Here is a 20,928-nt window from a genome sequence, read left to right as displayed (position 1 = left end):
CTCCCTGGAAGAAAGTGGCGCTGACTGCGACTTCGTTCGCTCTGCGCCGTCGCGTTGAGTAACCATATTAATCACGTTTTAGAGGTTACTCATCGGTGATGTAACTTGTCAAGAACGATTTTAATGGTTACACTGAATGCACCCTGATTACCCTTTTTGCGGCAAGAACATGGACTACCGTCCAACACCTGCGATATTCGTGGCCGACGCGCCCGGGCTCGACTTCCTGAACTCGGTCGCGACACCGGTGGACGTGCCCATCGACTGGATCGCCGACGGTGAAGGTTTGCTGTCGTGGCTCGAACAGGCGGGCATGGCCCCCGCATCGGCGCTCGCCGCCCTGCGCGCGCAGTTCACGGCCGCCGAGTTCGACACGGTCGCTGGCGAGGCGCGCGCCCTGCGCGAATGGTTCCGGGGCTTCGTGCGGGAAAGAAAAGGCCGGCCGCTAGCCGGCTCTGATTTGGGCGAACTTGCGCCACTGAACGACCTGCTCGCGCGCGACGATCGCTACGGCGAAGTCGTTGCAGCCGGTAGCGAAGGCGCGGCGGCGTTCGAGTACCGCGTGAACCGGCGCTGGAAATCGCCGGAATCGCTGTTGATGCCGATTGCCGAAGCGCTGGCGCAACTGGTGTGCGAGCAAGACTTCACGCACGTGAAAGCGTGCGAAGGGCCGAAATGCACGCTGCTCTTCGCCGACCATACGCGCGGCCACGCGCGCCGCTGGTGCAGCATGGCGATCTGCGGGAATCGCGCGAAAGTTGCCGCGCACCGCAAACGGCTCAAGGAGCGCGAAGGCGCCTGAGGCGTTGGCATGGTCAGGCTTGCCTCTCTGTATTTTTTCTTCGCGCAGTCATTCGGATACCTTACCGAATCACGTCAGTCGCGATCCGGTGCGCCGAGCGGAAAGAGCGGACGGTACGGCCGCGCCTCGTTCACGGCACGTGCGTACGAAGGCCGCGCGAGCAGGCGCTCGCGATAGGCGCGCAGCACGGGATACGCCGGGGCGATGCGATGCGTCCAGTCCGCGTAGAAGAGCGACGAAGACGCGGCGCAATCCGCCATCGTGTAGTCCTCGCCCGCCGCCCAGGTTTTGCCCGCGAGATGGCCTTCGAGCCATGCATAAGCAAGTTCGAGCTTTTCGGCCGCAAAGGCCCGCCCTTCGTCGCGCCTCGCCGGGTCGCCGGTCAACGCGCCGTCCACGGCGCGTTGCACGGGCGTCATGACGTGCAGGTCGAAAAAGCGGTCGAGAAAGCGCACGTCGAGCGCGGCCATGGGATCGGCGGGCAGCAGGCGTACCGGCCCGGGATGCTCGAGTTGCAGGTATTCGATGATGATGCTTGTTTCCGCAACGTTGCGCTCGCCGTCCACGAGCACCGGAAACTTGCGCAGCGGCCAGCGTTGCAGCCACTGCGCCGTATGTTCGGGCGAATCCGGACCGATGCCGCGAAATTCGAACGGTGTGTTGTTCTCGTACAGCGCGACGAGCACTTTCTGCGTGTACGAGGAAAACGGGTGACCATATAGCGCGAGCGACATCGTCGAGTCTCCTGATTCGAGCGGGGGGCAAGTCGTTGAACCATGCGCCGGTTGCGTGCGGATTGCAAGCGCGGCCAGCGACTGCAGCGGCGCGTGTTCGGGCAACTGTACATGGCGCCGGCCCGACGCGTGACGTATCGTGCACGCGTGCGGTTTCCCTTCGCTGCCCTCTCGATATGCTCAACATACTTGGCAAAGCATCGTCCATCAACGTTCGCAAGGTGCTCTGGACCTGTGTCGAATTGAACCTTCCCTTCGAGCGGGAGGATTGGGGCGCGGGCTTTCGCTCGACACATGAGCCCGAGTTCCTCGCATTGAATCCCAATGCGCTCGTGCCGGTCATCAAGGACGGCGATTTCGTTCTGTGGGAGTCGAACACCATCATCCGCTATCTGGCGTCGCGCTATGGCGGCGCGCATCTGTATCCTGCCGATGCCGTGATGCGTGCGCGCGTCGATCAATGGATGGACTGGCAGGCGACCGATCTGAACCGCTCGTGGAGCGATGCATTTCTCGGTCTGGTCCGAGCGTCGCCCGCTCACCAGGCGACGAAGGACATTGCCCTTTCGATCGACACCTGGACCCGCCACATGCGCATTCTCGACGCGCGGCTGCAGGCAACCGGCGCGTTCGTTGCCGGCTCGCAATTTTCGCTTGCGGATATTCCCGTTGGGCTGTCGGTGAACCGCTGGTTCGGCACGCCGTTCGAGCATCCCCGTTTGCCCGCCGTTTCCGCGTATTTCGAGCGGCTCGCCGAACGCCCCGGGTTTGCGTTGCATTGCGCGAACGGGGTGCCGTGAGGAACGGCGCGCGGGTTTGCCTATCAGGCGCCGCTATCCGACGCTGACGTTCAGGCGCTGCGTCATCCAGCGCCGGTATTTGCGGGTGCGCGCCACGTCCGCCAGTTGTTGCACGATCAGCGCTCGCAACGGCGACACTGTCGGATCAGGCGTCTTTCCCCGGCTCAATCTGCGCAACTGAAACTTGACTGCAGCCATGTTGGCCAGCGAGGCCAGCGGTTTGTTCTTCCATGTGATTGGCGCAAGCGCCGGCGCGTTGTCTTTGCCGGCACGCCAGTCGCGGGGCAAACCCGGATCGATCGCCAGGGCGGTGCCAATACCGACCATATCCACCCCGCTCGCAATGACCTGTTCGGCAACGGTGCGGCGGCGAATGCCACCCGTGACCATCACGGGCATCTTTGCGATCGTCCGGATATCGCGCGCGAATTCCACGAAATAGGCTTCGCGGGCCAGGGTGCGCCCATCGCGAGCATCGCCTTGCATGGCCGGGGCTTCATAGCTGCCCCCGGACAGTTCCACCAGGTCGACTGCGAGATCGTTCAGCAACGTCACGACGTGCCTCGCATCGTCGGCACTGAAACCCCCGCGCTGGAAATCGGCGGAGTTCAGCTTGACGGCCACGGCGAACCGCGGGGAAACCACCGCACGAACGGCTTTGACGATCTCCAGCAACAGGCGAGCCCGGTTCTCGAGCGAACCGCCCCATTGATCCGTTCGCAGGTTAGTGAGCGGGGAAAGAAACTGGCTTAGCAAATAGCCGTGCGCCGCGTGGATCTCGACGCCCGTGAAGCCAGCCAGTTCGCCCAGCCGCGCCGTGCGCGCAAAGCGCTGGATCACGTCTTCAATTACTTCGCTCGTCATCGCGTGGGGCGTATTGAAGTACTTCGACATCTTGCCCAGCGCCAGAGGGACTGCCGAAGGCCCCCATGTCTGCTGGCCAAGATTGGCCCGCATCTGCCGTCCCGGATGATTGATCTGCAGCCAGAATTGCGCGCCCTTCGAGCGGCCGATCTGCGCCCAACGCCGGAATGCTTCGAGGTGCTTGTCATTTTCTAGCACGACCCCGCCCGGTCCTGTCATGGCGCGGCTGTCGACCATCACGTTGCCGGTAATGAGCAACCCGGCACCGCCTTGCGCCCACGCCTGATAGAGACGCATCAGTTGCCCGGACGGGGCGTGGTCCGCGTCTGCCATGTTTTCTTCCATGGCGGCCTTGGCGATGCGGTTCCGGATCATGGACCCGTTGGGCAATGGCAGTTTGTCGAACACGTTCATCGGTTCACCTCGTTGGATCGAGGTTCGACTTTAAGGTTGAAGTCAACTTTAATGTCAACCCCTTTTGCGAGGCGAACAAGGGCAGCCTGAACTATCCGTATCTGGACGCTTGACCTTCAAGTTGAGTTTAACCTTAAAGTGCTGGCTGAAGTCCTGCATACCGCGCTGCGTGCCGGCGCGTGCCAGGTTAAACATCGGGAAAGGTCAGCGAACATGGAAAGGCGCTACACACAGGTCGAATTTGGACTGCATAAGGTCGACGTGCCGGCAGGCGGCTACTACGACCGCTTCCGGATGAACCCGAACCTCGACGAAGTGGCGCGGGACCCTGCTGCGGGCAATATCGACTATTTCCGCAGGATTCCAAAGCAACTGGTGAACTCGCGAGTGGGTCCGACGTGGGCGCCTAACTTCTACTATCGCACGCACAATGTCCAGGTGCTCTTTCTCGCTCCCTTGTCCCGGCTGCGAGCGATGTTGCCGACCCCGCTGGAGCCGCTTCGGGCATTCCCGGGCTTCGGGCTAGTCGCGCTGACTTTCTTTTCGTATGCCGTTTGCGATAACGACCCCTACGACGAAGTTTCCGTTGCGATCGTGATCCGTCGGCCTGGCGCGAGCGGGTCCCATGCGCTGGAGCTGTTCGACTCCATGCGGCGTCGAAGTTTCTTCGCACATGTGCTGGCCTTACCCGTGAACACGGAAATCGCGCGGGTGCGTGGCGTGTACGGCTATCAGTTGCCAAAATGGCGCGCGCAGATCGATGTGAGTATCGGCGCGGATGTCAGGGCTCATATTGCCGGCCCGGGCGGCGCGCCGGACCTGACCTTGAATGCGCCGCTTCCGGCCTTGCGCGATGTCGTGTCTCAATCCCATATGGGGACGACGACCATGGTCAGCCGGGTCGATGGACAATGGCATCAGGCCACGGTGCAGACCAATACGCTATCGTTCGCTCAACGCCTTTTCCCGCGCAACGTCACCCTGTTGCGCGGTGGCGGTCCACTGAGCCAGTTGCTCGACGGAGTGGGCGTCTCAACCATCATTCGTATGGACGTGGTCAAGGACGCACAGGTCGGTCTGAATTTGCCAACGCCGCTAAAGGTCTTCGATTGTGCGTGAACGTGAGCAGGGAGGCGCGAATTCCACCGCCGCCAACACGCAGCCACACAAGGAAACGCCTATGACCGCTCCAGCCTGTGACATCGTCGTGTTTGGGGCCACTAGCTTCGTTGGTCAGATCCTGACGCGATACCTCGCCGAACACCTTGCACAGCAGCATGAAACTTTGCGCTGGGCCATTGCGGGCCGATCGCAAGCGAAGCTCGACGGCCTCAGGCGCTCGCTGGGCGCGGCGGGGCAATCCCTGCCCGTCATCGTCGCGGACGCCGCCAGCGAAACCCAGTTGCAAGCGCTGTGCGCGCAAACCAGGGTGGTCGTGTCCACCGTCGGCCCCTATGCGCTCTATGGCGAACCGCTAGTCAAGGTTTGTGCGGAAAGCGGCACCGATTATTGCGACCTCACTGGCGAGGTCCAATGGATCAAAACGATGATAGAGAAGTACGAACCGTTGGCGCAGAAGACGGGGGCGCGCATCGTGCATTGCTGCGGCTTCGACTCGGTTCCCTCGGACATGGGCGTGTGGTTTCTGCAGCAACACGCGATGCGTCAATTCGGCGTGCCGGCCACGCATGTCAAGATGCGCGTCAAAACCCTCAAGGGCGGCGCGTCGGGCGGCACGGTCGCGAGCGTGATCAACGTGGTCCAGGAGGCGGCTGCCGATCGGTCCTTGCGCAAGGCACTGATGAATCCCTATGTGCTCTGCCCGGAAGATCACGGCTTCAACGCGCGCCAGCACTTCATCAAGTCCGCGGAGTTCGATCCCGCATTCGATGCGTGGATCGCGCCCTTCGTGATGGCGGCCGTGAACGAGCGCGTCGTGCACCGCTCGAATGCGCTCTCCGGCAAGGCCTATGGCACGCAGTTCGCCTATGACGAAGCCGTCTTGACGGGGCCGGGCCTGAAGGGACGCCTGAGCGCGCTGGCCGTCGTGGCAGGGCTCGGGGCGTTCATGGCGGGCATCGTCGTCGGCCCGGTTCGCAGCCTGATGCAACGCTTTCTATTGCCCAAACCGGGTGAAGGTCCAAGCCCCGAGGCTCAACGGGCGGGTCGCTACGATTTGCGGTTTTTCGGCCGAACCGACGAAGGGCAAGTGCTGCGCGTGAAAGTGACCGGAGATCGCGATCCGGGTTACGGCTCGACCGGCAAGATGCTGGGCCAGGCGGCGATCAGCCTCGCGCGCGATCTCGTCGAGGACGGCGCCAAGGCCGGGCGCCCCGGCGGATTCTGGACGCCGGCCACGGTATTCGACACACGCTTCATCGAGCGTCTGACTCGCTATGCGGGTTTGCGCTTCGAGCCGATATGACGTGTGACGATGGTTGAAGCGGCTCGGGCAAAGCGTTAAGTTGATGGTCAGGTTCGGTCTAACCGGGGAGTGTCGGAAACATGAAAATCGGTGAACTTGCGCAGCGCACGGGACTTGCGGCTTCGCGTATTCGCTTCTACGAGGGTCTCGGCTTGCTGAAGGCCGAACGTGAGCCGAACGGCTATCGCACCTATTCTTCTCAAGCCGTGCTGGTGCTCGATCTGATTGCGTCGGCACAGCAAGCCGGTTTCAGTCTGGACGAAATTCGCACGCTGCTACCGCCCGACCTGACGCAGTGGAAGCACGGCTCGCTCGTCGAAACGCTGCGCGGCAAGGTGCAGGATATCGAAGCACTGGAAATGCGGCTCGCGCAGAGCAAAGCGCATCTTGTTGCGCTTCTGGCGGAAATCGAAGCGAAACCGGACGACATGGATTGCACCGCCAATGCGAAGCGGGTGTTGTCGCGAATGCGGTCGGGGGAGGTGAAAGCGCCTGCTCTGCAGGCCGCGGACGTCACAACGCTTCGCAAAGCGAAGCGTCGCGGGCCGGTCAAGGGCCGCTAGCGCACGTGCCGTATGGCCCACGCTTGCCGACCCTCACAGTAACGAAGCGACCCGCTCGGCCGTCGCCCTCGCGGACTGCGGGTTCTGCCCGGTCACCAGTCGGCCATCGGCAACGACCTTCGAGACGAACGGCAGCAGGGCTTTTTCGTAGCGCGCGCCGCGCCGCTTCATCTCTTCTTCGGCGTTGTAGGGTACTTTTTTCGCGACGCCCGCCAGCACTTCTTCTACCCATGAATAGCCCGTAACCCGGCGCTGCGCCACGAGCCGTGTGCCGTCGGAGAGCGTTGTATTGAGCAGTCCGCAGTAACCGTGGCAGACGGACGAAACGACCCCGCCGCGTTCGTAGATATCGCGGGTGATGCGCTGCAGGCCGGCATCGTCGGGAAAGTCCCACATGACCGCGTGGCCGCCCGTGAAATAGATCGCGTCGAAGTCTGCCGCGTCGATCTGATCGGGGCGCGCCGTGGTCGCCAGAAGTGCCTGGCGGTCCTTATCGCTTAGCCACGCTTTCACCGACGCATCGGCCAGCGGCCATTTGAGCGAGCGCGGCTCCAGCGGCGAGAGGCCGCCCTTCGGACTCACAAGACGTTGGTCATACCCTTTCCCGGCGAAGACGTGCCACGCATGCGTCAGCTCGGATAGCCAGAGGCCGGTCGGTTCGGCCTGGTCGGCATAGCTGGCGACGTTGCTGACAACATGCAGTACGCGTTTGGTCATGCTCACCACTCCCTTTCGCTTTGCCACCGGAAACTGGCGCCGATGCGTTGCACGTCACGGTGGGCAGTCACAACCATAACGTTCAAGTGAAGTTGAAGGTCAAGGTCTTTCGACACTTCGAGCTGAGCGACACGGTTATTCGCTGACGCGGAAATACTCGCTTGGCACCACCCCAAGCTGCTTTTTGAACATCGAGGTAAATGCGCCAGGGCTGTCGTATCCCATACTGAGCGTGACATCCAGAATGCTCTGACCGGTCGCGAGCCGCTCCCAGACCGTGCACAATACGCTCATGCAAGCCCCAGACCTCGAACGCCTCGTCACCCTCGCCATGCCCTTCGGCAAATACAAAGGCCGGCTCATCGCCGACCTGCCCGGGCATTACCTCAACTGGTTCGCCCGCGAGGGGTTTCCGCCGGGCGAGATTGGCCGGCTGCTCGCGCTGATGCACGAGTTGGACCATAACGGCCTGAAGGGCCTGCTCGAGCCGCTGCGCAAACGCGCCTAGCGCCAATCCGGCGCCCGGCGCACAATGCGCTGGCGAATCTCTTGCGAGGCAGCGCAACATGGCCAGATTCCAGCCCGATGGATGGCATACCGTCACGCCGCGAATCGTCGTGCGGGACGCGGAAAACCTGATCGCGTTCATCAAGGCGGTGTTTCTGGCGCGGGGCGAATTCCGTCACGGGCTGCCTGCCGAAATCAGGATCGGCGATTCCGTCGTGATGGTCAGCGGATCAGACGGCCTGCGAGATCCGATGTCGGCATTCCTGTATGTCTACGTCGAGGATACCGACTCGACGTACCAGCGGGCAGTGGCGGCACATGCGATCTCGCTCGAGCCGCCAACCGACCTGCCATACGGCGACCGGCGCGCGATGGTCAGAGATCCGTGGGGAAACACCTGGCAGATCGCCACACATCAGCGCGACCTCAGCGCCGCCGAGATCCAATCGAGGTTGGCCAACGAAAGTTAGGCAAACGGCGCTTGCAGGACAATGGCGTCGTCGCGTTCAGGGCCGGTGGTGACCATCGCCACGGGAACGCCCACTTCGTTCTGGATCGCATCGATCAGCGCCGCTGCCTGCGGTGGCAGATCGCCATATGAGCGCACGCCCCGGGTCGACCCCGTCCAGCCATCGAAACGCCTGAGGACCGGCTGAAGGCGCTGCTGCTCGGCGTTCGTGGACGGCATATAGTCGATGCGCACCCCGTCGAGCATATAGCCCACGCAAAGCTGCACCGACTCGAAGCCATCGAGCACATCGAGCTTGGTCAGCGCCAACTGGTTGATGCCCGCGACTTTGCAGCTCTGACGCAGCTGCACGGTGTCCAGCCAACCGCAGCGGCGCGGGCGGCCGGTGTTGACGCCGTACTCGCCGCCGCGTTGCCTCAGTTCGTCACCGAGCGCTCCGTCCAGCTCCGACGTGAACGGGCCTTCGCCAACCCGCGTTGCATAGACCTTGCTGACGCCGAGCACGCGCCCCAGGTGCGCCGGCGCAATGCCGGCGCCACTGGCCGCGCCGGCGGCAATCGTGCTCGACGATGTAACGTACGGGTAGCTGCCCCAATCCACGTCCAGCATGACCGCCTGCGAGCCTTCGAATACCACGCGCTTGCCCGACGAATGAGCGCGATCCAGTTGCTCCCACACACGACCCACGAACGGCAGGATGCGCGGCGCCATGGCAAGCAGGTTGCTCAACATCGGCTCGAGCGGGAACGGCTCCTGGCCCGAACCGCGAAGCCACGCGTTGTGGTGCTCGAGCAAGACGTCGAGTTTCTGGGCCAGCAGTTCCGGTTCGGCAAGATCGCACACGCGCAGGCCGCGGCGGCCAACCTTGTCTTCGTAGGCCGGCCCAATGCCGCGCAGCGTGGTGCCGAGCGGCTTCGCGCGCATGCGTTCCTGGGCGGCGTCGATGGCGCGGTGCACCGGCAGGACGAGCGTGGCCGTCTCGGCGATTTGAAGCACCTCAGGCGTCACGCGAATGCCCAATGCGGCCATCCGGTCGATCTCCGCGAAAAGCGCTTCGGGGTCGAGCGCAACGCCGTTGCCGATCAGGCCGAGCTTGCCGCGCACCACGCCACTCGGGAGCAGCGCGAGCTTGTAGGTTCGGCCATCCACCACCAGCGTGTGCCCGGCGTTGTGCCCACCGTTGTAACGAACGACGATGTCCGCCTTCTCCGCGAGCCAATCCACGATCCGGCCCTTCCCCTCGTCGCCCCACTGCGCGCCGACCACGACGACATTCGACATGCGATATTTCCCCTGGTGAGTAAATCGAACAGATCCGCAACCGGAGCTGCTGCCAAGGGGCTCAATATAGGGCTCCGTCGCTGCCACGAAAAGCGATGTAAACTCACGGAACTTGTCAGGAAAAGTCACATAGGATCTGGGTTATGTCGCGCCGTTTGCCGCCGTTGAACGCCTTGCGCGTATTCGAAGCCGCCGCTCGCGCGGAAAGTTTTTCGGCGGCGGCCGAGGAGCTTTGCGTCACGCACGGGGCCGTTAGCCGGCAAGTGCGGCAATTGGAGGACTGGCTTGGACTCGACCTGTTCGAGCGTCGCGGCCGAAGAGTCGCTTTGACAGCGTCGGGGCGCGCTTACCTGGCCGAGGTATCGGCGGCGCTCGATCGCATTGCGCTCGCAACCAGTGAGCAGCTTCGAGCCACACGGGCGCAGATCGTGAGGGTCAATGCGCCCACGACCTTCGCGCTGCGCTGGCTCTTGCCGCAGCTTTCCGGCTTCCAGCTGACCCATCCGGCGGTCGAGGTGCGGCTGACCACGTCGGATGAGCCCATCGAAAAGCTCGGCGACGAATGCGATGTCGCGATTCGCGGCAGCGAACAGAAGTCGGCCGGGTATGCGGTCAAGGAGTTCTTGTCGGAAGTCCGGCTGCCGGTTTGCTCACCCAAGGTGCTGGAAACGCACCCGATACATGATGTTCCGGACCTCGCGCACCACACCTTGCTCCACACGGCGACCTATCCCGGACTTTGGGCGGAGTGGCTTGCGGCAAGCGGCAATCCTGGGCTTGCGCCTCGCCATTCGCAGCAACTGGATCACTTCTACTTGACCCTGCAGGCCGCCATCGACGGTCTGGGTATTGCAATGGGTCCTACCGCGCTCGTCGCGCTCGACGTCAAGGAGGGCCGCCTCGTGTTTCCGTTCGACGGCCCCGCCCTGCCCGCATGGCGCTACTGCAGCTATGTCCGCGAGGCGCGGCTCGATGACCCGGCCATCAATACCTTTCTCGCGTGGTTGCGCGAACTCGGACAGCGCTTTTCGGCGTAGAGAGATGACCGCATCGCTTGCTTGACAGCTCCAATTCGATGCTTTAAAAAGTAAAGCATGAAAATTCCACGACCAGGACAACCCGTTCGCGGCTCGACAACCGGACGGCCAATCATGGTCGTGCTGGACCTGCTCGGGCGCCGGACCGCACTGCGGATACTGTGGGAACTGCGCGGCGAAGCGTTGACGTTCCGAGCGCTCCAGGAAGCCTGCGACACCAATGCCCGCCTGCTCAATACACGGCTCGCGGAATTGAGAGCGTCGGGTCTCGTCGAGCACGGCGAGGGCGGTTATCAAATGACGGCCGAAGGCAGGAAACTCCGGGCCGCATTGCAGCCGCTGCAAGTCTGGGCGCGCGAGTGGGCCGAGCGCGACCCGCAGGGGTTTGAAGCGGCGGATCGCGATCACTGCGGCCGCGAGGCTTAATTCATCAGGTTTCCGAACGATTCACGCACTAGCCTGCGCAAGCCGGCACCACAGGCAAGCCACGTTCCGCACGCGCCAGGGAGTTGAACGATGTTGCACAACGTGAACCATCTCCGCTGGAAGATCGTGGCCTTGCTCGTCGCGCCACTGACGTTCGTGATGACGCTCGACCGCACAGCCATGGCGGTCGCGGCCCCGACGATCCAGAACGAACTGGGCCTGTCGATCGTCGAGATGTCGATGATTCTCACAATCTACTTCTGGGCCTACGCAATCGGGCAGATCCCGGCGGGCCGCGCTGCCGAACGCTACGGGTCGCGCAAGGTGCTGTTCGGCACGAGCACGCTCTGGTCGCTCATGATGATCGCGACTCCCCTGGGCGCCTCCTTCGCCTGGCTCTTCGGGTGCCGCCTCGTGCTGGGCGGGGCGCAATCGGCGGACTGGTCGAGCAGTGTCGTCGCTCTCAAGCGCTGGGTTCCGGCCAGCGAGCGCGCAAAAGGCAATGCCCTGCTGCTCGCGGGGCTTTATCTTGGCCCGATCGTTTCGGCGCCGCTTACGGCGTGGACCATCGCGCGGTTCGGATGGCACGCCGTTTTCTATGGATTCGGCGCACTGGGCCTGCTGCTCGGCGCAGTCTGGTGGTTCGGCTACCGCGACACGCCGGCAGCGCATCCGCTCATCACGAAGGCAGAGGCCGATTACATTGCAGACGGCCAGCCAGTTGGGCACACCGCGGCCAAGGGGGCGCTCAGGCGCTGTCTGCGGCGGTGGCGCTTCTGGATCTTCGGTGTCCAGTACTTCCTGCTGGTGCTGATCCAGAGTTTCTATACGACGTGGCTGCCGACGTATCTCATGCGAGCGCGCGGGCTTTCGCTCAAGGCGATGGGTCTGTACGCATCGTTGCCTTGGGTGGCGGTGTTCGTGGCCGTGTTCGCCGCGGGGGCGTTCAGCGACTGGCTGCTCAGAAAGACCGGCTCGATCCATCGGGCGCGCACGCCCGTTGCGATGAGCGGATTTGTCGTGAGCGCACTTGCGTTGGCCGCAGCCTCGCGAGCGAGTTCGATTGCCGTGGTGATCGGCTTGCTGTGCCTGTCCTTTGCGGCGGTGGGATTCGTGCAGGTGGTCGTGTGGTCTGCCACGCAGGATCTCGGGCGCGAGTTTGCCGGCGTCATGTCGGGCTGGACGAACGTGTGGGGGGCGCTGTCGAACGTCGCCGGCCCCATGACGCTGGCGCTCATCGTCAAGGTCACGCATAGCTGGGGAAGCGGCATGATCGTGATCGGCGCGGCGGCGGCTTGCGGTGCCCTGCTATGGCTGTTCGTGCACCCCGAGCGCCCCTTGCTCGGCGACGACATGGACGGGCCGCCAGCCTCCGCTGAAACGAGCGCGGCAACAGAGCCAGCCATGGACGCGGCCGCTTCGCGCAACGATGCGCGCGAAACCGATGCCAATGCCAACGCCGGACAGGTGTCCGAGCAGAACGGCTGAAACGTATCAGGCTGTGTTGACATGAACCCGCAAATGCAGCCGCCGGAATGCGTTCGGCGTCATGCCTTTGCTCTTCTTGAAGAGCCTGCGGAAATATCCGCTGTCTTCGAATCCGCATTCGTAGGCGACCTGCGCGATCGTCAAGCGGTCCTCGGCAAGCACAATGGCGGCGTGCAGCATACGGCGTTCGTGGATGGCGTCGGTCAGCGTACGGCCATACACGGCGCGGTACACCCGACCTAGATAGTCCGCATTGCAGCCCAGGTGCGCCGCAATCGACGATGCGCTGATCGCCTCATGAAAGTGCGTGCGAATCCACCGGTCGGCGCTTGCCGCCAACTGCTGCGGCGCCCCGTCGACAGCCGTGGCCGCGACGCGCGAGCGCTTCAGTTCCCAGAGCATCTGCAGGATCGCGAGGCTGTCCGGCACCGGTTGGACGCCATAGATTTGCTGGTCGTTCAAGAGACGCTGGAACATGCCCGATAAATGATCGGGCCGCTCGACGCGCGCGTGCTGGGGAATCTCCAGCCACTCGCGCGACGCCGAGCCGGAAAGCGGCGTTTCAGGCAGCGTGAAATGCACCCAGTAAAACTTGAGGTCGGGGGCAAACGGCGACGTGCCGCCGTGCAACCGGCCAGGCCAGAGCAACAAGGTTTCGCCCGCATTCACTTCGAATTGCCTGCCGTCCTCGTGAAGTTGCAGACAGCCCTGCCGCACATAAATCAGTTCGTGAGACTGGATTCTTCGCGACGGATGCACGCCCACGCCGCGCGAGACGAACAGACCGCCATTACTCGCTTCGAGAGGCGGCAACCAGGCCAGGCGGAGTGCGGAATCGGTCATGGGCAGAAAAGTCGGAATTGTCCTGTTTTACTGCGGATTCTTCATCTTGCGAGTCCAAACGGAGCGTGTCAATCTTTGCGCACCGGGCGTTCGCGGAGAGCCGGAAAAGGCCGCTGCAACGCACAAAGGTAGAAAAAAGCACATTTCCCAAAGTTTGGCGACACGTACCAAGCGGCGATGCCAGCATGACGGTCGGCAAAACGTCGCAAAGCGCGTGTCGATGACAAGAGGAGACATCCATGATTCGATACAAGCGGTGGCTTGGACGGTTGGCATGCGTGGCATGGTTCGCCGCGACCCACGCACAGGCCGATGACGGCATTTCCTTCTGGGTGCGCGCGTCGGATGCGGCGTTCGTCACACCGCTGGTCGCCACCTGGAATCAAGGTCATCCGACCAAGGTCAATCTGACCGTCATTCCGAACGACGACTTCGTCACCAAGTTCGGCACCGCTTCGGCCGGGGGCGCCGCGCCGGATGTGATCGCCATCGACCTGATTTTCGTGCCCGAGTTTGCGCGCGCAGGTCAGCTGACCGATATCGGCGACCAGGCTAAAAAGCTGCCCTTCTACCAGAGCCTCAGTCCCTCTCATCTGCGGCTCGGTAATTACCAGGGCAAACAATACGCACTGCCTTTCAGCGCGGAAAGTTCGATGCTGCTGTACAACAAGAGCCTCTTCAAGCGCGCGGGTTTGAATCCCGATCAGCCGCCGAAGACGTGGGCCGAACTCGAAGCCGACGCCAAAAAGATCACCGCGCTCGGCAACGGCATCAAGGGGTTCTATTTTTCCGGCGCGTGCGGCGGCTGCAACATCTTCACAATGACGCCCTACGTGTGGGCTTCAGGCGGTGACCTGCTCTCGGCAGACGGCAAGACCGCCACGTTGACTAACCCCGCGCTCGAAGGCACGCTCGCCATGTATCGGCGCATGTGGGAAGCGGGCGATATTCCGGCGAGCGCGAAAACCGACAGCGGCGCGAACTTCATCAATGCATTCCTCACCGGCAAGATCGGCATGGTCGGCTCCGGTGCCTTTTCAATCGGTATCCTGAAGAAAACGCATCCTGAGATCGACTTTGGGCTTGCCTATCTGCCTGGACAGAATGGCGGCTGGGCGAGCTTCGCCGGCGGCGATTCGATCGCGATTCCGGTGGGCTCGCAGCACAAGCAGGACGCGCTCGAGTTCATCAAGTGGAGCCTTGGCGAGCAGGTCCAGGTCGATCAGTTCGCGAAGAACGGCAGCATTCCCGTGCGCGTCGACCTCGCCGACAACGCCTATAGCAAGCTCGACAGCCGCTATCTGCTGGCGGCCACGGCGATGAGCCAAGGCCGCACGCCGTACAGCACGAAGTTCAATCAGTTGATCAACGATCCCAACGGCCCCTGGCTCGCGATGATTCAGGAGGCGGTCTTCGGCAAGGGCGTCAACGCAGCCGTCACGACTGCGCAGGCACGCTTCACCGAAATCCTGAACGCCCAATAGCGCGTGATCACGCCTGATCACTGAGCAATCACGCCCAACAGGAGGCGCGAAGACGATGGACGTCCTCAACGATGCACCGCCCGGCGGCAGCCGTTTCGCGCTGCCGGCCAACGCTCGCAAGCAACGTGGAGGCGTCGGCCGGCGCGGCGCGGGGTACTGGTTCGTGCTGCCGTGCCTCGCCTTCACGGTGGTGTTTTTCCTGCTGCCGCTGGCGATGACGATCGGCATGTCGTTTTACCGCTGGCCGCTGATGGGCGTCCCCTCGTTCGCGGGACTGCGCAACTATCTGGAACTGCTGCACGACGCGTCGTTCTGGGGCGCGCTGTGGTTTACGACCGAGTACACGCTGCTCGTGACGCCTGCCATCTTCGTGGTGGCGTTCCTGCTGGCGTTGCTCGTGAATCAGGCAAGCCGCTTCGTCGGCATCTTCAGGACTGCGTTCTTTCTGCCGGTCGTCATCGGCATGACGACGGCGAGCCTGCTTTGGGTCTGGCTGTTCAACGATCAGGTCGGCATCTTCAGCGCGATCCTCATGCAACTGGGTATTGTCAGCGAGCCGGTCCAGTGGCTCGGCGACACCCACTCCGCGCTCGCCTCGCTGATCGTCATGGTGGTGTGGAAAGCGTGCGGCTTCACCATGGTGATCCTGCTGGTCGGCATGCAGGCCATTCCGCGCGATCTGTACGAGGCGGCGCGCATCGACGGCGCGCGCTGGTGGGCGCAACAACGCTATATCACGCTGCCAATGATGCGGCGCACCTTCGCGCTCGCGCTGATCATGGCCGTGATCGGTTCCTACCTCGCGTTCGAGCAGTTCTACGTGATGACGCGAGGCGGGCCAATGAACAGCACGATCACCGTGGTCCACTGGATCTATCGCGCGTCGTTCACGTATTTCAAGCTCGGCTACGGCGCGGCAATGTCGGTGGTGCTGCTGATCGTGTTGCTCGCGCTCAGCGTGATCCAGATGATTCTTCTGCGAGACGACGATGAGTAACAAGCTACGTTCCGCCGAAACCGGCTTCGTTTCCATGCCGCCGACTCCACTGACGTCCAGCGTGCCCGCCGTGGACTATGCGGGCCACGCGAGCCGGCTGAAGGCGCGGCTTTCGGTAGCGCTTTACTACCTGATTTGCGGCGTGCTCACCCTGCTCTTTCTGTTTCCGATCGCCTGGTCCGCGCTGACTTCGTTCTATTCGCCCGCCGATGCGAGCGCATCGCCGCCGCGCTGGATTCCGTCGCGTCTGTCGTTCGAGAACTACCAGAACCTCGCGGGCTACGGTGAAGGGATCTGGCGTTATCTCGGCAACAGCGCGTCTGTGGCGCTGATGACGGTTGCCATGACGCTCGTGCTCTCGACGCTCGGCGGCTATGGGTTTTCGCGATTCCGCTTCCGGGGGCGCAACGTCATCTTCGTCGTGATCCTGGCGACGCTGATGATTCCGTTCCAGTCGATCCTCAACCCGCTCTTCGTGCTGCTGCGCTGGATGCATCTGCAAGGCACGCTGTTCGGGCTCGCGCTCGTCTACACGACGTTCCAGTTGCCGTTCGCCGTGTTCATGATGCGCAACTCGTTCGACTCGGTTCCGCTGGAAATCGAGGACGCTTCGCTAATCGACGGATGCAGCTCGCTCCAGTCGCTGCGCATGATCATGTTGCCGCTGGTGCTGCCGGGGCTCGTGACGGCCGGGCTGTTCGCTTTCTTCGGTTCATGGAACGAACTGCTGGCCGCGCTGATCCTGCTCGGCGACGCCAGACACTACACCCTCCCCGTCATGCTCCTGAACGCGCAAAGCGGACAGCTCGGGGCGATCGACTGGGGGCTCATGCAGGCCGGCATCACGATCTCGATCCTGCCGTGCGCGCTTCTCTTTCTGCTGCTGCAGCGCTTTTACATCAACGGTCTGATTGCTGGCGCGGTCAAGGCATAACCCTCCCCATACATCATGAACGACACCAGAACCTTGCGACAGCCTGTAGTAGTCGATTCCGCTTCCACGCGCTACGCGCGCATCAAACCGGTTGCCGTCACGGCGGTCGAGCTGCTCGGCGACTTCTGGGGGCGACGCTTTGCGACGAACATCGACAAGACGTTGCCAAGCCAGTGGGATCTCCTTGAAAGCACGGGGCGGCTGAACAATTTCCGCCGCGTGTCCGGCGACTACGATGGCCCCTTCGAAGGCATATTCTTCAACGACTCCGACCTGTACAAGTGGCTCGAGGCGGCGTCGTGGGTCGTGGCGCGCGGACCGAACGCGCTGCTTGAAAAACGCATCGACGAGGGCATCGCCCTGATCGAACGCGCGCAGGACGACGACGGCTATATCGACAGCTATTTCAGCGTGGAGCGCAAGGCCGAACGCTGGAGCAACCTGCGCGACCTGCACGAGATGTATTGCGCGGGCCATCTGATTCAGGCCGCGGTGGCGCACCACCGGGCAACCGGAAAGCGCCGCTTGCTGAACGTGGCGATCCGCTTCGCCAACCTGCTGTGCGATCGCTTCGGGCCGGAAACAGAAGGCAAGATCGAGGCGATCGACGGGCACGAAGAGATCGAAATGGCGCTCATCGAACTCGCGCGCGAAACGGGCAATGACCAGTATCTCGCGCTGGCGCGTTTCTTCATCAAGGCGCGCGGTCACGGCCTGCTCGCGGGCGGCCGGTTCGGCGACGCCTATTTCCAGGACGATGTGCCGTTCGACCAAATGGAGACCCTCGCCGGGCATGCGGTGCGCGCCTTGTACATGGCCTGCGGCTTAACCGATCTCTACCTGGAGACCGGCGAAGCCGGCCTGCTGCCAAGGCTCGAAACGCTGTGGGACCGGCTCGTCGCGCATCGCATGTATATCACTGGCGGCGTTGGCGCGCGGCATGACGGCGAGTCGATCGGTGCGGACTTCGAGTTGCCGAACAGCCAGGCCTATACCGAAACCTGCGCGGCGATCGGCAGCATGATGTGGTGCCACCGCATGCTCGCCGCAACGGGCGAAGCGCGCTATGCCGACCTGTTCGAGTGGACGCTGTACAACGGCATGCTGCCGGGCTGGTCGCTCGCTGGAGACGCGTATTACTACGTGAATCCGCTGGAGGACGACGGCGGGCATCGCCGGCAACCCTGGTACTACTGCGCATGCTGTCCGCCAAACGTCGCGCGCACGATTGCTTCGCTGCCAGGTTATGTCTATGGGACCGATGCCGACTCCATTTACGTGCACCTGTATATGGAAAGCGACGCGCGAATCGACTTCAACGGGCGCACGGTGGAACTGCGTCAGCGCACGCGGTATCCGTGGGACGGCGCCGTTGAAATCGCCGTCGATGGTCAAGGCGAGTTCGCGCTGAAGTTGCGTGTTCCGGGTTGGCTCAACGGCGTGTCCGGTTTCGTGACCACTCGCGAAGGCGCTGCAGCCGCCACGCAGCCGAATCCGTCGATCGGGTTGAGCGTGAACGGCGTTGCGATCGAAGCCACTGCGCACGCGCACGGCTACATCGTGATCCAGCACCTGTGGCAACCCGGCGATGTGGTCCGCCTGACGCTGCCCATGGCCCTGCGCGCCTGGCAAAGTCACCCGAAGGTGCCCGACAATCGCGGCCGGATCGCGCTGAGTCGCGGGCCGGTGCTGTATTGCGTCGAACGCGCCGACATGCCGGGCGTCGATCTCGACGAGCTATACGTCGACCCGCACTTACTCGAAGCGCAATGGCGGGAAGCGCAACTCGGGGGCGTGGTCGTGCTCGAGGGCAGCGCGCACAAACGCGAAATCGGTGCGGACTGGACAGGCGCGCTTTACCGGCCGCTGACCGAGGCCGCTGATACCGCTGATACCGCCGATGCCGCCGATACCGCGCAGAACGACCATGCCACCCTGGTCGCGATTCCTTATTTTGCGTGGCACAACCGCGAAAGCGGACCGATGAAGGTCTGGTTGAACTATCGAGGGGAATGAAGCGACATGGGACGGGTACAACTGCACAACGTCAGGAAGCAATACGATCACCACGAAGTCATCGGCAACCTGAGTCTCGACATAGCGGACGGCGAGTTCGTCGTCTTCGTGGGCCCGAGCGGCTGCGGGAAATCGACCTTGATGCGGATGATCGCCGGCCTCGAGGATATCAGCGGCGGCGACCTGACGATCGACGGCGCACTCATGAACGACGTGCCTCCCGCGAAGCGCGGCATCGCGATGGTGTTCCAGTCGTACGCGCTGTATCCGCACATGACGCTATACGACAACATGGCGTTCGGCCTGAAGATTTCCGGTGCGAAGAAGCCGGAAATCGACTCGGCCGTGCGCAATGCGGCGAAGATCCTGCACATCGACCATCTGCTCGACCGTAAGCCGAAGCAGCTGTCCGGCGGGCAGCGCCAGCGCGTCGCGATCGGCCGCGCGATCACGCGCAAGCCGAAGGTGTTCCTGTTCGACGAACCGCTTTCGAATCTCGACGCCGCGCTGCGCGTGAAGATGCGCCTCGAATTCGCGCGTCTGCACGACGAACTGAAGACCACGATGATCTACGTGACGCACGATCAGGTCGAGGCGATGACGCTGGCCGACAAGATCGTCGTGCTGTCGGCGGGCAAGCTCGAGCAGGTCGGCAGCCCGACGACGCTGTATCACGCGCCGGCGAATCGCTTCGTTGCCGGCTTCATCGGCTCGCCGAAGATGAACTTCCTGGAAGGCGCCGTGCAGGCTGTGTCGCGCGACGGCGTGACCGTGCGTTACGAGACGGGCGAAACCCAGCGCGTGTCGGTCGAACCGGGCGCGGCGAAGGAAGGCGACAAGGTGACAGTCGGCATTCGTGCCGAACACCTGCATGCGAGCACCACCGGGGACGGCACCGAGGCGCGCACGATGACCGTCGAGTCGCTCGGCGACGCCGCGTATCTTTATGCCGAGTCGCGCGTTGCACCCGACGGCCTGATCGCACGCATTGCACCGCTCGAGCGGCACGAGAAGGGCCACGCGCAAAAGCTCGGCGCGAAGCCCGAGCATTGCCATCTGTTCGACGGTGAAGGGAAGGCGTTTCAGCGCAGGATTGAAGGCGCACTAGCGGCGTGATGATGGGATGCGACTCGCGGGTTGAAATGGGCCTTGTACCGCGGGCGCTTTGCTTGTGCCGCCGCCGCCCGGTTCAGTAGTATCCGCGGCGAGCGCGGCTATTGTGCCTGCTGCACGATACCCTGCTCCAGCCCGCTACGGTTGCGCAGGAAACGTTGGGGCGTCTCCCCCATCGCGCGCCGGAACATCGTGATGAAGGCGCTGGAGTTGCGGTAACCGAGTTCGGTGGCAATGGTGGAAACCGCCATGCCCTTGGCGAGCCGCGAGATCGACTCCACCAGCCGCAAGCGCTGGCGCCATTGGCCGAACGTGAGGCCAGTCTCGTCCTTGAAGGCGCGCTCCAGCGTGCTTTCGCTCGCGCCCACGCGCATGCCCCAGTCGTTGAGCGGGGTATTGTCGGCGGGCGCGTCCATCAGCTGTCCGCAAATCTGTTGCAGGCGGCGGTCCTTCGGTAGCGGTAGCAGCCCTTCGGAAGCCAGCTGCGCCTCGCGCATCTCCTGCAGCAGAAGCGGATCGATCAACCCGGAGCGGCGCTCGGGATGGCCGTTCTGATGATCGAGCGCGAGCGCGCTCACCAGCGCATGGAGCAGCGTCGAAATCATCAGCACGTGGCAGCTCGGCTCCTCGCGCGGCGCGACGTCAACTTCGAAATAGACCGTGTACATCTCCACCTGGCTGACCGCCTGCAACTCGTGCGCAACGAGCGGCGCGATCCACAAGCCGCGGTACGGGCCAAGCGTCCACGCGCCGTCGGGCGTGATGACGCGCAGTACGCCGCGCGTCGTGTAGACGAACTGCGGTTGCGTGTGCGAGTGCCAGCTTTCGCTGTCGCCAGCCTCGAAATCGCACCGCCTGGCGATGACGGGACGCTTGAGATATCGCCGCTGCGTACCGGTGATGCGTTGCCAGATATCGGTCATTTGTGAGTCTTTTGAGGATATACGGCAAAACCGTCAAATTTCGACGGTTTCGCGTAACGAATTGACAGGACGTCTGCGCAGTTCCGACCGT

22 protein-coding genes are annotated in these 20,928 nt (G+C 63.1%); 15 read left to right on the top strand and 7 right to left on the bottom strand.

Annotated elements, in window-relative coordinates; translation table 11 throughout:
• Window positions 1-169 precede the first annotated feature (169 nt).
• Window positions 170-802 (top strand): CGNR zinc finger domain-containing protein, encoded by a 633-nt coding sequence (locus tag U5A58_RS04455; protein WP_321960453.1) that lies wholly within the window; start codon window positions 170-172, stop codon window positions 800-802.
• A gap of 74 nt (window positions 803-876) precedes the next feature.
• Here U5A58_RS04455 and U5A58_RS04450 read toward each other — a convergent pair whose 3' ends face one another.
• Window positions 877-1,536 (bottom strand): glutathione S-transferase family protein, encoded by a 660-nt coding sequence (locus tag U5A58_RS04450; protein ID WP_321908404.1) that lies wholly within the window; start codon window positions 1,534-1,536, stop codon window positions 877-879.
• Between the two features lie 176 nt (window positions 1,537-1,712).
• On the opposite strand from U5A58_RS04450, the gene U5A58_RS04445 reads away from it, so the two are divergent.
• Window positions 1,713-2,336 carry a glutathione S-transferase gene (locus U5A58_RS04445; protein WP_321960452.1) on the top strand — a complete coding sequence of 208 codons (624 nt, stop codon included), beginning with the start codon at window positions 1,713-1,715 and terminating at the stop codon, window positions 2,334-2,336.
• A 33-nt stretch (window positions 2,337-2,369) separates the two neighbouring features.
• On the opposite strand, the gene U5A58_RS04440 is transcribed toward U5A58_RS04445, so the two are convergent.
• Complete coding sequence (locus U5A58_RS04440; protein ID WP_321960451.1) at window positions 2,370-3,614, bottom strand: NADH:flavin oxidoreductase/NADH oxidase family protein; 1,245 nt, start codon at window positions 3,612-3,614, stop codon at window positions 2,370-2,372.
• Window positions 3,615-3,827: 213 nt separating this feature from the next.
• On the opposite strand from U5A58_RS04440, the gene U5A58_RS04435 reads away from it, so the two are divergent.
• The 3 genes from U5A58_RS04435 (at window position 3,828) to U5A58_RS04425 (ending at window position 6,602) form a co-directional block, all read left to right on the top strand.
• Complete coding sequence (locus U5A58_RS04435; RefSeq protein ID WP_321960450.1) at window positions 3,828-4,733, top strand: acetoacetate decarboxylase; 906 nt, start codon at window positions 3,828-3,830, stop codon at window positions 4,731-4,733.
• A 61-nt stretch (window positions 4,734-4,794) separates the two neighbouring features.
• Complete coding sequence (locus U5A58_RS04430; RefSeq protein WP_321960449.1) at window positions 4,795-6,039, top strand: saccharopine dehydrogenase family protein; 1,245 nt, start codon at window positions 4,795-4,797, stop codon at window positions 6,037-6,039.
• 80 nt (window positions 6,040-6,119) lie between these two features.
• Window positions 6,120-6,602 (top strand): MerR family transcriptional regulator, encoded by a 483-nt coding sequence (locus U5A58_RS04425; protein WP_321960448.1) that lies wholly within the window; start codon window positions 6,120-6,122, stop codon window positions 6,600-6,602.
• A gap of 33 nt (window positions 6,603-6,635) precedes the next feature.
• On the opposite strand, the gene U5A58_RS04420 is transcribed toward U5A58_RS04425, so the two are convergent.
• Complete coding sequence (locus U5A58_RS04420; RefSeq protein ID WP_321960625.1) at window positions 6,636-7,319, bottom strand: type 1 glutamine amidotransferase domain-containing protein; 684 nt, start codon at window positions 7,317-7,319, stop codon at window positions 6,636-6,638.
• Between the two features lie 135 nt (window positions 7,320-7,454).
• Window positions 7,455-7,613: a helix-turn-helix domain-containing protein gene (locus U5A58_RS04415; RefSeq protein ID WP_321960447.1), complete on the bottom strand. Its 159-nt coding sequence runs from the start codon at window positions 7,611-7,613 to the stop codon at window positions 7,455-7,457.
• On the opposite strand from U5A58_RS04415, the gene U5A58_RS04410 reads away from it, so the two are divergent.
• Both U5A58_RS04410 and U5A58_RS04405 read left to right on the top strand, forming a co-directional pair.
• Entirely contained in the window at window positions 7,612-7,827 is a 216-nt protein-coding gene (locus U5A58_RS04410; RefSeq protein WP_158761255.1) for a DUF3820 family protein, read from the top strand. The genes U5A58_RS04415 and U5A58_RS04410 overlap by 2 nt on opposite strands.
• A 58-nt stretch (window positions 7,828-7,885) precedes the next feature.
• Complete coding sequence (locus tag U5A58_RS04405; RefSeq protein ID WP_321960446.1) at window positions 7,886-8,296, top strand: VOC family protein; 411 nt, start codon at window positions 7,886-7,888, stop codon at window positions 8,294-8,296.
• Here the strand turns inward: U5A58_RS04405 and U5A58_RS04400 are convergent.
• Entirely contained in the window at window positions 8,293-9,576 is a 1,284-nt protein-coding gene (locus U5A58_RS04400; RefSeq protein ID WP_321960445.1) for an adenylosuccinate synthase, read from the bottom strand. The two genes, U5A58_RS04405 and U5A58_RS04400, sit on opposite strands and share 4 nt — an antisense overlap.
• 143 nt (window positions 9,577-9,719) lie before the next feature.
• Here U5A58_RS04400 and gcvA point away from each other — a divergent pair, with 143 nt between their 5' ends.
• The 3 genes from gcvA to U5A58_RS04385 all read left to right on the top strand — a co-directional run bounded on the left by gcvA (window position 9,720) and on the right by U5A58_RS04385 (window position 12,527).
• On the top strand, window positions 9,720-10,613 hold the full coding sequence (gcvA, locus tag U5A58_RS04395; protein ID WP_321960444.1) for a transcriptional regulator GcvA: 894 nt from the start codon (window positions 9,720-9,722) through the stop codon (window positions 10,611-10,613).
• Between the two features lie 114 nt (window positions 10,614-10,727).
• Window positions 10,728-11,039, top strand: coding sequence for a winged helix-turn-helix transcriptional regulator (locus U5A58_RS04390; protein WP_321908381.1), 312 nt, complete (start codon window positions 10,728-10,730; stop codon window positions 11,037-11,039).
• Between the two features lie 90 nt (window positions 11,040-11,129).
• Window positions 11,130-12,527, top strand: coding sequence for an MFS transporter (locus U5A58_RS04385; RefSeq protein WP_321960443.1), 1,398 nt, complete (start codon window positions 11,130-11,132; stop codon window positions 12,525-12,527).
• Between the two features lie 6 nt (window positions 12,528-12,533).
• On the opposite strand, the gene U5A58_RS04380 is transcribed toward U5A58_RS04385, so the two are convergent.
• Window positions 12,534-13,370, bottom strand: coding sequence for an AraC family transcriptional regulator (locus U5A58_RS04380; protein ID WP_321960442.1), 837 nt, complete (start codon window positions 13,368-13,370; stop codon window positions 12,534-12,536).
• 239 nt (window positions 13,371-13,609) lie between these two features.
• On the opposite strand from U5A58_RS04380, the gene U5A58_RS04375 reads away from it, so the two are divergent.
• The 5 genes from U5A58_RS04375 to U5A58_RS04355 are packed head-to-tail and all read left to right on the top strand — an operon-like array spanning window position 13,610 to window position 19,917.
• Window positions 13,610-14,854 (top strand): sugar ABC transporter substrate-binding protein, encoded by a 1,245-nt coding sequence (locus U5A58_RS04375; RefSeq protein WP_321960441.1) that lies wholly within the window; start codon window positions 13,610-13,612, stop codon window positions 14,852-14,854.
• A gap of 55 nt (window positions 14,855-14,909) precedes the next feature.
• Window positions 14,910-15,851: a sugar ABC transporter permease gene (locus tag U5A58_RS04370; RefSeq protein ID WP_321945428.1), complete on the top strand. Its 942-nt coding sequence runs from the start codon at window positions 14,910-14,912 to the stop codon at window positions 15,849-15,851.
• Window positions 15,844-16,785: a carbohydrate ABC transporter permease gene (locus U5A58_RS04365; protein WP_321960440.1), complete on the top strand. Its 942-nt coding sequence runs from the start codon at window positions 15,844-15,846 to the stop codon at window positions 16,783-16,785. The genes U5A58_RS04370 and U5A58_RS04365 overlap by 8 nt, the downstream gene beginning before the upstream one ends.
• 15 nt (window positions 16,786-16,800) lie before the next feature.
• Complete coding sequence (locus U5A58_RS04360; RefSeq protein ID WP_321960439.1) at window positions 16,801-18,801, top strand: glycoside hydrolase family 127 protein; 2,001 nt, start codon at window positions 16,801-16,803, stop codon at window positions 18,799-18,801.
• Between the two features lie 6 nt (window positions 18,802-18,807).
• The gene (locus tag U5A58_RS04355) at window positions 18,808-19,917 is read left to right on the top strand and encodes a sn-glycerol-3-phosphate ABC transporter ATP-binding protein UgpC (protein WP_321960438.1); all 1,110 of its coding nucleotides are present in this window, start codon (window positions 18,808-18,810) and stop codon (window positions 19,915-19,917) included.
• Between the two features lie 98 nt (window positions 19,918-20,015).
• Here the strand turns inward: U5A58_RS04355 and U5A58_RS04350 are convergent, their stop codons facing one another.
• Window positions 20,016-20,837 (bottom strand): helix-turn-helix transcriptional regulator, encoded by an 822-nt coding sequence (locus U5A58_RS04350; protein WP_321960437.1) that lies wholly within the window; start codon window positions 20,835-20,837, stop codon window positions 20,016-20,018.
• Window positions 20,838-20,928 lie beyond the last annotated feature (91 nt).

It is taken from the genome of Paraburkholderia sp. J7, assembly GCF_905220155.1.
In the GTDB taxonomy this organism is placed as follows: Bacteria; Pseudomonadota; Gammaproteobacteria; order Burkholderiales; family Burkholderiaceae; genus Paraburkholderia.
Note: the sequence above shows the minus strand (reverse complement) of the source record. Positions and strands in the feature narration are given on the sequence as shown.

What these genes read in the sequence shown, in the direction of transcription:
- U5A58_RS04445 (WP_321960452.1), top strand. Translation starts at nt 1,713, where the DNA reads ATGCTCAACATACTTGGCAAAGCATCGTCCATCAACGTTCGCAAGGTG.
- U5A58_RS04390 (WP_321908381.1), top strand. Translation starts at nt 10,728, where the DNA reads ATGGTCGTGCTGGACCTGCTCGGGCGCCGGACCGCACTGCGGATACTG.
- U5A58_RS04430 (WP_321960449.1), top strand. Translation starts at nt 4,795, where the DNA reads ATGACCGCTCCAGCCTGTGACATCGTCGTGTTTGGGGCCACTAGCTTC.
- U5A58_RS04410 (WP_158761255.1), top strand. Translation starts at nt 7,612, where the DNA reads ATGCAAGCCCCAGACCTCGAACGCCTCGTCACCCTCGCCATGCCCTTC.
- U5A58_RS04385 (WP_321960443.1), top strand. Translation starts at nt 11,130, where the DNA reads ATGTTGCACAACGTGAACCATCTCCGCTGGAAGATCGTGGCCTTGCTC.
- U5A58_RS04450 (WP_321908404.1), bottom strand. Translation starts at nt 1,536, where the DNA reads ATGTCGCTCGCGCTATATGGTCACCCGTTTTCCTCGTACACGCAGAAA.
- U5A58_RS04400 (WP_321960445.1), bottom strand. Translation starts at nt 9,576, where the DNA reads ATGTCGAATGTCGTCGTGGTCGGCGCGCAGTGGGGCGACGAGGGGAAG.
- U5A58_RS04350 (WP_321960437.1), bottom strand. Translation starts at nt 20,837, where the DNA reads ATGACCGATATCTGGCAACGCATCACCGGTACGCAGCGGCGATATCTC.
- U5A58_RS04440 (WP_321960451.1), bottom strand. Translation starts at nt 3,614, where the DNA reads ATGAACGTGTTCGACAAACTGCCATTGCCCAACGGGTCCATGATCCGG.
- U5A58_RS04415 (WP_321960447.1), bottom strand. Translation starts at nt 7,613, where the DNA reads ATGAGCGTATTGTGCACGGTCTGGGAGCGGCTCGCGACCGGTCAGAGC.
- U5A58_RS04365 (WP_321960440.1), top strand. Translation starts at nt 15,844, where the DNA reads ATGAGTAACAAGCTACGTTCCGCCGAAACCGGCTTCGTTTCCATGCCG.
- U5A58_RS04380 (WP_321960442.1), bottom strand. Translation starts at nt 13,370, where the DNA reads ATGACCGATTCCGCACTCCGCCTGGCCTGGTTGCCGCCTCTCGAAGCG.
- U5A58_RS04425 (WP_321960448.1), top strand. Translation starts at nt 6,120, where the DNA reads ATGAAAATCGGTGAACTTGCGCAGCGCACGGGACTTGCGGCTTCGCGT.
- U5A58_RS04375 (WP_321960441.1), top strand. Translation starts at nt 13,610, where the DNA reads ATGATTCGATACAAGCGGTGGCTTGGACGGTTGGCATGCGTGGCATGG.
- gcvA (WP_321960444.1), top strand. Translation starts at nt 9,720, where the DNA reads ATGTCGCGCCGTTTGCCGCCGTTGAACGCCTTGCGCGTATTCGAAGCC.
- U5A58_RS04370 (WP_321945428.1), top strand. Translation starts at nt 14,910, where the DNA reads ATGGACGTCCTCAACGATGCACCGCCCGGCGGCAGCCGTTTCGCGCTG.
- U5A58_RS04360 (WP_321960439.1), top strand. Translation starts at nt 16,801, where the DNA reads ATGAACGACACCAGAACCTTGCGACAGCCTGTAGTAGTCGATTCCGCT.
- U5A58_RS04420 (WP_321960625.1), bottom strand. Translation starts at nt 7,319, where the DNA reads ATGACCAAACGCGTACTGCATGTTGTCAGCAACGTCGCCAGCTATGCC.
- U5A58_RS04405 (WP_321960446.1), top strand. Translation starts at nt 7,886, where the DNA reads ATGGCCAGATTCCAGCCCGATGGATGGCATACCGTCACGCCGCGAATC.
- U5A58_RS04435 (WP_321960450.1), top strand. Translation starts at nt 3,828, where the DNA reads ATGGAAAGGCGCTACACACAGGTCGAATTTGGACTGCATAAGGTCGAC.
- U5A58_RS04355 (WP_321960438.1), top strand. Translation starts at nt 18,808, where the DNA reads ATGGGACGGGTACAACTGCACAACGTCAGGAAGCAATACGATCACCAC.
- U5A58_RS04455 (WP_321960453.1), top strand. Translation starts at nt 170, where the DNA reads ATGGACTACCGTCCAACACCTGCGATATTCGTGGCCGACGCGCCCGGG.